Here is a 10,143-nt window from a genome sequence, read left to right on the forward strand (position 1 = left end):
AAGTTTCGGGTATGGTGGTGGGCATGAGCATGATCTGGTTCATCACCGGCACCTCGCGCGGCCTCGGCCGGCACTTCACCGAAGCCGCGCTCGAACGCGGCGACCGGGTCGCCGCCACCGCCCGCGACACGAGCACGCTCGACGACCTGGCGGCCAAGTACGGCGACGCGCTGCTGCCGATCGCCCTCGACGTCACCGACAGGGACGCCGTCACCGCCGCGGTCGCCGCCGCCCACGAGCGGTTCGGCCGCCTCGACGTGGTGGTCAACAACGCCGGATACGGGCTCTTCGGCGCGGTCGAGGAGATCAGCGAGGAGCAGCTGCGCGACCAGCTGGAGACCAACCTCTTCGGCGCGTTCTTCGTCACCCGGGCCGTCCTGCCGATCCTGCGCGCCCAGGGCGCCGGCCACCTCATCCAGATCTCCACCATCGGTGGCATCGGCGCGTTCCCCAACCTCGGCGGCTACCACGCCTCCAAGTGGGCCCTCGAAGGCCTCACCGAGTCCCTGGCCCAGGAGGTGGCCGGCTTCGGCATCAAGGTCACCCTGGTCGAGCCGGGCGGCTTCGCCACCGACTGGGGCGGCTCGTCGGCCGTACGCGCCGACCCGGACCCCGCCTACCAGCCGCTGCGCGACGCGATGGCGGCCCGCTCGGGCGGCGCGCAATACGGTAACCCGGCCGCCGCAGGAAAGGCCCTGCTGCAGATCGTGGACGCCGAGAACCCGCCGCTACGGGTGCTGTTCGGCTCGCAGCCCACCCAGCTCGTCCAGCACATCTACGCCCAGCGGCTGGCGACCTGGGCCGACTGGGAGCACGTCGCGCACGCCGCGCAGGGCTGAGACCACCGGTTGTCGTCTCCTCCGGAGGAGACGACAACCGGTGGGGCGATCAGGCCGCGGTGGCCAGGCCGGCCGCGATCGGTTCCAGCGCCGTTTTCAGGATTTCGCGTACGTCGGAGACCACGTGCACGGTCAGCGCGGCGAGCACGTCGGCCGGGACGTCGTCGAGGTCGGGCTCGTTGCGCTGGGGCAGGAACACCTCGGTGAGGCCGGCCCGCTGCGCCGCGAGCAGCTTCTGCTTGACGCCGCCGATCGGGAGGACCCGGCCGGTCAGCGACACCTCTCCGGTCATCCCGACCTCCGCGCGGACGTTGCGGCCGAGCAGCAGCGACACCAGCGCGGTCGTCATCGTGACCCCGGCCGACGGGCCGTCCTTGGGGACCGCGCCCGCGGGGACGTGCAGGTGGATCGGGTGGTCCAGCTGCTCCGGGGAGATGCCGAGTTCCTCGGCGTGTGCACGTACATAGGAAAGGGCGATCTGGGCTGATTCTTTCATGACGTCACCCAGCTGGCCTGTCACCGACAGGCCTCCCTTCTCACCCGGCAGGAGCGACGCCTCGATGTAGAGCACGTCGCCACCCATCCCGGTCACGGCCAGGCCTGTGGAGACGCCCGGCACCGCGGTCCGCTCGCCCGACTCCGGGGTGAAACGCGGACGGCCGATCAGCTCCTTCAGGTCGGCGGCCTCGACGACGGCGGGCAGCACACCGAGCGCCGCCTTCCGGAACGCCTTCGCCAGCAGCCGCTCGAAGGAACGGACCCCGGCCTCACGGGTGTAGTTCGCGGCGATCTCCCGCAGCGCCTCCTCGGTGACCGTCACCTCGCCCTCGGCGAGCGCGGCGCGCTCCAGCTGGCGCGGGACCAGGAAGTCGCGGGCGATGGCGACCTTGTCGTTCTCGGTGTAGCCGTCGACCGTGATCAGCTCCATCCGGTCGAAGAGCGCCTGCGGGATCGTCTCCAGCACGTTCGCGGTCGCGATGAAGAGCACGTCGGAGAGGTCCAGGTCGACATCGAGGTAGTGGTCCCGGAAGGTGTGGTTCTGCGCCGGGTCGAGGACCTCCAGCAGCGCCGCGGCCGGGTCGCCGCGGTAGTCGCTGCCGACCTTGTCGACCTCGTCGAGCAGCACCACCGGGTTCATCGAGCCGGCCTCCCGGATCGCGCGCACGATCCGGCCGGGCAGCGCGCCGACGTACGTCCGGCGGTGTCCGCGGATCTCGGCCTCGTCGCGGACGCCACCGAGGGCGACCCGGACGAACTTGCGGCCGAGCGTACGCGCGACCGACTCGCCGAGCGAGGTCTTGCCGACGCCGGGCGGACCGGCCAGCAGGATCACCGCGCCGGAGCCACGGCCGCCGACGACCGACATGTTCCGCGACTCGCGCCGGGCCCGGATGCCCAGGTATTCGACGATGCGCTCCTTGACCTCGTCGAGCCCGTGGTGGTCGGCGTCGAGCACCCGGCGCGCCTCGGTCAGGTCGGCGTTGTCGGTGGTGCGGACGGTCCACGGCAGGTCGAGGACCGTGTCGAGCCAGGTGCGGATCCAGCCCGCCTCCGGGTTCTGGTCGCCGGCCCGCTCCAGCTTGCCGACCTCGCGCAGCGCCGCCTCGCGGACCGCGTCGGGCAGGTCGGCCGCCTCGACCCGGGCACGGTAGTCGTCGCCGCCGTCGGCCTCGCCCTCGCCGAGCTCCTTGCGGATCGCCTTGAGCTGCTCGCGGAGCAGGTACTCCCGGTTGCGCTTCTCGACCGACTCACGCACGTCGGCCTGGATGGTGTCGTTGACCTCGGACTCGGTGAGGAAGTCCCGCGTCCAGTCGATCAGCAGCCGCAGCCGGGCCGCCACGTCGGGGGTCTCCAGCAGCTCACGCTTGCGGTCGTTGGCGATGTAGGGCGCCCATCCGGCCGTGTCGGCCAGGTCGCCCGGGTCGTCGATCGCGGTCACCGATTCGAGGATCTGCCAGGCCTCGCGGCGTTCGAGCACCGTGACGACCAGCTTCTTGTACTCGGCGGCGAGCTCGCGGGTCTGATCGTTCGCGGCCGCGGTCACCACCGTCTCGGCCTCGACCCAGAGCGCCGCGCCCGGGCCGGTCACGCCACTGCCGATCCGGGCGCGCACGCCGGTGCGCAGCACGGCGGCCGGGGATCCGCTCCGGGACTTGCCGACCTGCCGCACGCTGGCCACCACGCCGTGCGAGGCGTAGCGGTCCTCGAGCCGGGGCGCGATGAGCAGTTCCGATCCGGCCGAGGTCCGGGCCGCGTCCACGGCCGCCTGAGCCGCTTCATCCAGCTCGATCGGCACGACCATCCCCGGAAGCAGTACAACGTCGTCCAGGAACAACACGGGAAGCTTCTTGCTGGTCACCCGTACCTCCGAAAAGTTGCGTCTGACCCGCTCAACCTCCCGCCCCTCCCCCCTCTTCCACCGTTCACCGACAGCGAAATTCACGACCTTCTTTCAGGTACGCCGGAAGCCGCGAACCTCGATCGACGGACTTCCCTAGCTTGCCAGCGTCCATTACGGTAAGTCACGCACACACACTCAGTGATCATTTGGCTTCGGCAATGAGCAGGCGCCGCGATTTAGCCGATATATACCCTCACTTCATCGTTGAGGCATCACCGGGTGTAACCACTTTCCAGGAGGATCAGTGGACGACGCGGTCGAGCTCTCCGAGCTCATCGGTCATTTACGCGACGAGCTCAGCCAGGCCGTGCGCGCCGGTGCCGGGCGGGAACTGCGCTTCGAGCCCGGCCCGATCGAACTGGAGCTCACCGTCGGTGTCCACCGCGACTCGGGTGCCGACGGCAAGGTCCGACTCTGGGTCCTCGACATGGCCTCGGGCAGGAAGCGTACGTCGACCATCACCCAACGGATCAAGCTGACGCTGACACCCCACACGGGTGACGCCCCGGACCGCACACCTCTGATCCATGGAGAACCGGACCTCCTCGAACGGTGATGACGTGGGATTCGATCCGCGGCGCCTGGCCGAGATAATCGTCACCGGGCCGGGCCGCCCCGGGCGCCGGGGCACCGGCTACCGGGTCACCGCCACCGCCGTCCTCACCGCCGCCCATGTGGTCCTCGACGGCGCGGCCATCGCCGTCCGCTGCGACGCCGAGCGGGCCACCGAGTGGACGGCCGAGGCAACCCTGCTCTGGTACGACACGGCGGCCGACCTGGCGCTGCTCGGCATCGAGGCGCCGTCGGCTGCCCCACTCTCCCCGACCCGGTACGGTCGCCTCGAGGATGTCGGCGCCTTCATCGACGCGCACACCCCCGGCTTCCCACGCTGGAAGCTACGCCCGTCCCCCGCTCACCACGGCGATTTCGCCGTCCGCGACCTGCACCACGCCTCGGCCCGCATCGCCGTGGCCTCCAACCGGCGCACCGGACGGCTCGAGGTCAAGGTGTCCGGGCCGCGCGACACCCCGGAGAGCGCGGGTTCGCCGTGGGAGGGCATGTCCGGCGCACCCCTCTGGGCGGGTGAGCACCTGGTCGGAGTCATCGCCGAACATCACCGGGCCGAAGGGCCGGACTGGCTGACCGCGGTCCGGCTCGACCACTGCCTGGCGACGACGAGTGAACCCGCCGTCCTGGCCCGGCTGCTGGGCCTGCCCGGCGGCCGCTCTCAGCTCGAGAGCGTCACCGCCGCGGTGCCCGAACCGGCCACCGTCCACACCGTTCTTCCGCTGATCCCCGAGTTCACCGGCCGCGACGAGGAGATCGCCACGGTGGTCGCCGCCGCCCGGCCCGGATCGGTGGTGGCGATCCACGCCATCGACGGCATGCCGGGAGTCGGCAAGACGGCGCTGGCCACCCAGCTCTGGCACCTGCTGGCCGACCGTTTCCCACAGCGGCTCTTCGTCGACCTGCACGCGCATACGCCCGGTATCGCCGCCGCACGGCCGACCGACGTACTGGCGGGCCTGCTAATCGCCGTCGGCGTCCCGCCCTCGGAGCTGCCGGAGAGCCTCGATGCGCGGACCGCGCTATGGCGCGCCCGTATGTCCGACCGCACCGCCTTGATCGTCTTCGACAACGCGGCCGGCAGCGGCCAGGTCAATCCACTGCTACCCGCGGCGCCGGGCTGCCTCGTGGTGGTGACCAGCCGCCGTCACCTCGGTGATCTGGCCAGCACACCGGTCGGACTGCCGTTGAAGGAGTTGCCGCCGCACGAGGCGGCTCGCCTGTTCGTACGGCTGGCGCCGACCACCGCGACCGCACCGGCGGAGGTCGCCGAACTGGTCTCGCTCTGCGGCCACCTGCCGCTGGCGATACGCATTCTCGCTCGCCTGCTCACCAAGCACCACCGGTGGACAGCCCGGACGCTGATCACGATGACCCGGACGAAGTTGCTCACCACGAGCGCCGAGTACGAGACCATCGCCACCGCCTTCGACCTGTCCTACCAGCACCTCAACGCCGAACAGCAACGGGTCTTCCGCAGCCTGAGCCTGCATCCGGGAGTCGAGTTCGACGCCTACGCGGCTGCCGCGCTCACCGGGCTGCCGCCGGACGAGGCCGAGCAACACCTCGACGACCTGTTCGGCGACCATCTCCTGGAGGAGGTCGGCGACGATCACGGCGCTGTCGGCGTCCCTCAGATCCGGTACCGCATGCACGACCTGATCGCCCACTACGCACGCAGCCGGGCCGGCACCGAGCCCATCGCCGACCAGGCCGAGGCCCTCGACCGGCTGGTGGACTACTACCGGCAGGCGGCCGCGACCGCCGCGAGGCACCTGGCCCGGCACACCCGTCCGGTCCGCGAACCGACCGTCGAGTCGCCGAGACCGCTGCCCGACCTGTCCGACTCCCGGCAGGCTGCCGCGTGGCTCCGCAGCGAGCGGGCCAACCTGCTCGCCACCGTCCGCCAACTGCAGGAAAACCGCCGGCCCGGACCTCTCGCGCACCTCGTGGCCAGTCTCGCCGTCCTGCCGAGGCTGGACGGCCCGTGGATGCAGAGCATCTCGCTCCAGCACCAGGCCCTGGCCGCGCTCCGCGAGCTCGGCGACGAGTTCGGGCAGGCGGGCGCGCTGACCGAGCTGGGCCGGATGCTCTACATGGTCGGTGACGGCGCTCGGGCCACCGGCATCCTCGACCGTGCCCTGGAGATCTATACCGAGTACGGGGACCGGCTCGGCCAGGGCAACGTCCTCTACGAGATCGCCGTCCTACGCCACCTCACCGACGACTACCCCGGAGCCGAGGAGGCTCTCGACCGTGCCCTCGCGCTACACCGCGAGGTCGGCGATCGGCTCGGCCTGGCCAACGCGCACCACGAACTCGGGCACCTCCGCCGACGCACCGGCGACTACCCCAGCGCGGTCGAGAACCAGCAGACCGCTCTGGAGATCTACCGGGAGTTGGGCAACCCGGTCGGGCAGGCGAACGCCCTCAACCAGATCGGCCGATTGCAGCATCTCACCGGCGACACCGAGGCCGCGGCCCAAGCCCTGGACCAGGCACTCCGGCTCTATGACGAGTACGGCAACCGTGGCGGACAGGCCTACGCGTCCCATGAACTCGGACGCCTCCACCTCCTGACCGGCGACCTCGCCGCGGCCGACGCCGCGCTCCAGCGGGCGCTGGAGATCTGCCTGGACACCGACGACCGGGGCGGCGAGGCCGAGGTCCTCAACAGCCTCGGCGATCTGGAACGTGCCCGGGGCGCTCTCGCTGCCGCACGCCGGCGCCACGAACAGGCCCGTGCGCTCTCCCAGAGAATCGAGAGCGAGTGGGACGAGGCGTATGCGCTCGCCGGCCTCGGCCGCTGCGACCTCGCGGACGGCGATGTCCCCGCGGGTTCCCGCAAGTTGGCGGCGGCGCTGGCCGTCTTCGAACGCCTCGGCGCCGCCGAGGCGTCCACCATCGCCGCCGAACTCGCCCACCTCGAACACTGACTCACGGATTGCGACCGGGCACCGTCATCCGTTCGTTGATCGACTGCGGCTATCTTGGTCGACCGTCCTTCCACGAACGACAGGAGTCACATGCCGACCTGGCACGAACTGCGCGAGCACGCCCGTACCACCTACACGCTGGACAAGGACGAACAGGAGTGGTTCAGCCTGGTGTGGGGGCTGGAGAGCGGCCGCAAGCAGCGGATCGTGGTCAGCCGCTACGAGGCGTACGACCAGGAGTGGGCCGAGTTCCGCAGCTTCATCTGCACCGAGGCCGAGATGAGCCCGCGGGTCGCGCTGCGCAAGAACGACTCGCTCAACCTCGGTGCGCTCGCCCTCGACGACGACGGCGACTACTCGCTCGTGCACCGCGCCGCGATCGCCACCCTCGACCAGCAGGAGTTCGCCCTGCCGCTGCGGGTGATCGCGGACATCGCGGACCGCTTCGAGAACGAGCACGCCGCGAAGGACGCCTACTGATGGCCGCCGAGTCCTTCATCCCCGAGGACTGGGCGACCGCCGAACCCGGCCCGAAGCACTGGACCGCGGACTCTCGCAGCGACGACCCGGCCGCCCGTGCGGTGCACGAGCCGACCGGCACCGGGCCGGGCGACGGGAAGACGTTCCACTTCCTGTTCGGCTACCGCACCGGCCGCGAGCAGGACCGCTCGATGCTCGCCGAGGAGCTCGCCCACATCGACGACGACGTCGCCGTACTCCGCGCCGCCGGATACACGGTCGTCGTCGACCGGCAGGCCACCCGCGAGGACCTGACGGAGGCGGTCGCCGACAAGGGCACGGCCGGGCTCTACTGGAGCGGGCACGGTGGCGCCGACGGACGCCTGCAGACCTGCGACGGCACGCTCGTCGGCCCCGCCGACATCGACCCGGCGACCGTCACCCCCGGGCTGCGGCTGGTCGTGCTCGGCGCCTGCTACGTCGGTGCGTACGCCCCGGCGTGGCGTACCGCGTTCGGCGGGTTCCCGCTGGTCGCCGGGTGGGGACGGCCGGTGACCCTGGAACGGGCCGTCGACTTCCTGGAGGCGGGCCCCGAGCCGGAGATCGGCCTGGACGACCTGATCGCCCACTGGCTGCTCACCGACGCCCCGATCCCGGCGCCCTCGGCACCGGCCGGCCTCGCACCGGCCGCGTCGACCGGCGGCCGCACGAAGGGCCTGGCCCGCCGGATCCGCCCGGTCACCGACCGCCTCGGCGCCACCTGGGAACAGCAGGACACCCACTACACGATCATGGTTCCGCTCCCCGGCGGGCGCACCCACCTGGTCCGCCTCTTCGTCGTCGACGGCACGGACCCGTTCAGCGAGGGCGTCGCCCTCTGCGGCGTGGAGGCCGAGGTCGGCCCCACCTCACCCTTGATCACGCCGGAACGCCTGCTGACCCGCACCGCTTTTCCCGGGTACGGCCGCATCGCGCTCGTCACCGGCGACACCGACGTACCCAAGATCGTCACGCAGTCCTTCACTCCCCTGGCCGGCACCTCCAGCCAGCAGCTCGCCGCCCACTGTTTCCAGGTGGCCTTGCACGCCGACACCTTGGAACGCGCCATCTTCGGCACCGACCAGGGCTGACCCCCACCCACCGGCGCGGCCACCGCCGGACCCATGAGCGTCCGCAAGATCCGATCCGAACGCGCGGATCACCAAGGATTACCTGCATATCAAGCAGTAGAGTGCGCCGTTTGCTAGGACACCGGGGTGCCTCGGAGGCCCTGAGGCACCCCGCACCGCCCGCCAGGAGCTGCCGCCGGTGGACCGCGGAGGAGCAGCGCGGGCGGGCAAAGCGGACGGCGCCGTGATCCTGGTGAACTCTCGTCGCCAGAAGGACGCTGCGACTCCGTCACGCCGGGGCGGTCACGCGGTAGATCGCGCCGGCGTAGTCGTCGCTGACGTAGATGGCCTTGTCCGGGCCCATGACCGCCATGACCGGACGGCCCCAGCGGGAGCCGTCCGCCAGCTGGAAACCGGAGAGCAGGGTCTGCTGCGGGCCGACGGCGCCGTCCTTCCAGGCGAAGAACGACACCTCCGGTGCCCGCGGCGGCTTGCGGTTCCACGAGCCGTGGATGCCGACCAGGGCGCCGTCGCCGTACCCGCTGGGCAGCCCGGAGACGAAGGTCAGGCCGAGCGGTGCGGAATGCGCGCCCATGCCCTGCTCGGTCGGGGCGAGACTGGCGCAGTCCAGCTTCGCGCCGTCGCCGTTCATCGCCAGGTCCCGGATGAACGGCCGGTTCGTGTAGCTCACCGTGCCGTCGGCCACGTCCGGGTCCGGGTTGCAGTACGGCCACCCCAGGTCACGGCCCTGTTCGAGCCGGGCGAGCTGCTCGAACGGATGCTCGTTCACGTAGTCGCGCAGCACCTTCCCCTTGTCCGGCTCCCCGTCCCCGTCGAAGTCCTCGTCGTAGGGGTACTCGACGTTGTCCCGGTGATTGACGGCCGTCCAGACCGCGCCGTCCGGTGCGACGGCCAGACCCGTGCCGTTGCGGACGCCCCGGGCGAAGGTCTGCGCCGCTCCCCCACCCGGCGGCACCCGCAGGATCGACGCGCGCTCCGGCGTGGCGTCCCGATCCTCCTCGGACACGTTCCCGGTCGAGCCGACCGAGACGTAGACCGCCCCGTCCTGCCCCACGGCCACGCTCTTGAGCGCGTGCGCATACTTCCCGCCCAGCTCCGGGCTCTTCTTGTCGGGCAGCCCACCGACCACCAGCTTCTTGCCGGTCAGCTTCCCCGCCTGGTAGGTGAACGAGTTCACCTGATCGCTCTCGGCCAGGTAGAGGGTGTCCCCGGCGAAGGCCAGCCCGTGCGGCTGGTTGAGCCCGCTGATCAGCGTCCGGTTCTCCGGCGCCGCGTCACCCGGTGTCAGCTCGACGACGTCCCCGAACTTCGGCCGGGAGACCAGCAGCGTGCCCTCCGGCGTCCAGGCCATCAGCCGCGCCCCGGGAACCTGCGACCAGAGCTCCACGGTCCACCCGGGCGGCGCCATCACCTGCCTGTCCAGCCCTTCCACGTCGGTGGCGACGAGCGCCGCCACCTCGGCCGCCCCGGACTCCTGCACGACCGAGGGCGCGGGCGCGGCCGGCGCTTCCGCCGAGCACGCGGCCAGAGCCACGACAAAGACCATTCCTAACGTACGGGTGACAATCTGCACTATCCCTCTCTACCTCACCATCGACGCCCATACGTGGCCGGCCACCCGGTCCACGCTCCACCTCACCACTCGGATACGGGAATTCACCGGCCACGTATCAATCAGCCAGCGCCGCGCTGGCCACCTCACCATGCGGGTGCCAGGGGAGTGTCAAGAAAACGGTGTAACTCGATTTTTTGAAGGTCAGTTACGGCCTGTGGTGAGGCGTCCTTCGAAGGCAAGGTCGAAGGCGTTGAGG

The 10,143-nt window shown here is 70.9% G+C and carries 7 protein-coding genes; 5 read left to right on the forward strand and 2 right to left on the reverse strand.

Annotated features, from left to right (window positions below):
• Positions 1-23 precede the first annotated feature (23 nt).
• Positions 24-839 (forward strand): SDR family oxidoreductase, encoded by an 816-nt coding sequence (locus tag AB0M08_RS13565; protein ID WP_364492397.1) that lies wholly within the window; start codon positions 24-26, stop codon positions 837-839.
• A 49-nt stretch (positions 840-888) separates the two neighbouring features.
• Here AB0M08_RS13565 and lon read toward each other — a convergent pair whose 3' ends face one another.
• Positions 889-3,198, reverse strand: a complete 2,310-nt coding sequence (lon, locus tag AB0M08_RS13570; protein ID WP_364492398.1) for an endopeptidase La — start codon at positions 3,196-3,198, stop codon at positions 889-891.
• A gap of 286 nt (positions 3,199-3,484) precedes the next feature.
• Between lon and AB0M08_RS13575 the strand changes: the two genes are divergently transcribed.
• From AB0M08_RS13575 to AB0M08_RS13590, 4 genes are all read left to right on the forward strand, one after another.
• On the forward strand, positions 3,485-3,796 hold the full coding sequence (locus AB0M08_RS13575; protein WP_364492399.1) for a trypco2 family protein: 312 nt from the start codon (positions 3,485-3,487) through the stop codon (positions 3,794-3,796).
• 4 nt (positions 3,797-3,800) lie between these two features.
• Positions 3,801-6,743, forward strand: a complete 2,943-nt coding sequence (locus AB0M08_RS13580) for a tetratricopeptide repeat protein (RefSeq protein WP_364492400.1) — start codon at positions 3,801-3,803, stop codon at positions 6,741-6,743.
• A 90-nt stretch (positions 6,744-6,833) separates the two neighbouring features.
• The gene (locus tag AB0M08_RS13585; protein WP_364492401.1) at positions 6,834-7,223 is read left to right on the forward strand and encodes a hypothetical protein; all 390 of its coding nucleotides are present in this window, start codon (positions 6,834-6,836) and stop codon (positions 7,221-7,223) included.
• On the forward strand, positions 7,223-8,332 hold the full coding sequence (locus AB0M08_RS13590; protein ID WP_364492402.1) for a hypothetical protein: 1,110 nt from the start codon (positions 7,223-7,225) through the stop codon (positions 8,330-8,332). The genes AB0M08_RS13585 and AB0M08_RS13590 overlap by 1 nt, the downstream gene beginning before the upstream one ends.
• 268 nt (positions 8,333-8,600) lie before the next feature.
• On the opposite strand, the gene AB0M08_RS13595 is transcribed toward AB0M08_RS13590, so the two are convergent.
• Positions 8,601-9,866, reverse strand: coding sequence for a gluconolaconase (locus tag AB0M08_RS13595; RefSeq protein WP_364492403.1), 1,266 nt, complete (start codon positions 9,864-9,866; stop codon positions 8,601-8,603).
• Positions 9,867-10,143 lie beyond the last annotated feature (277 nt).

Source organism: Actinoplanes sp. NPDC051851 (assembly GCF_040681165.1).
In the GTDB taxonomy this organism is placed as follows: domain Bacteria; phylum Actinomycetota; class Actinomycetes; order Mycobacteriales; family Micromonosporaceae; genus Actinoplanes.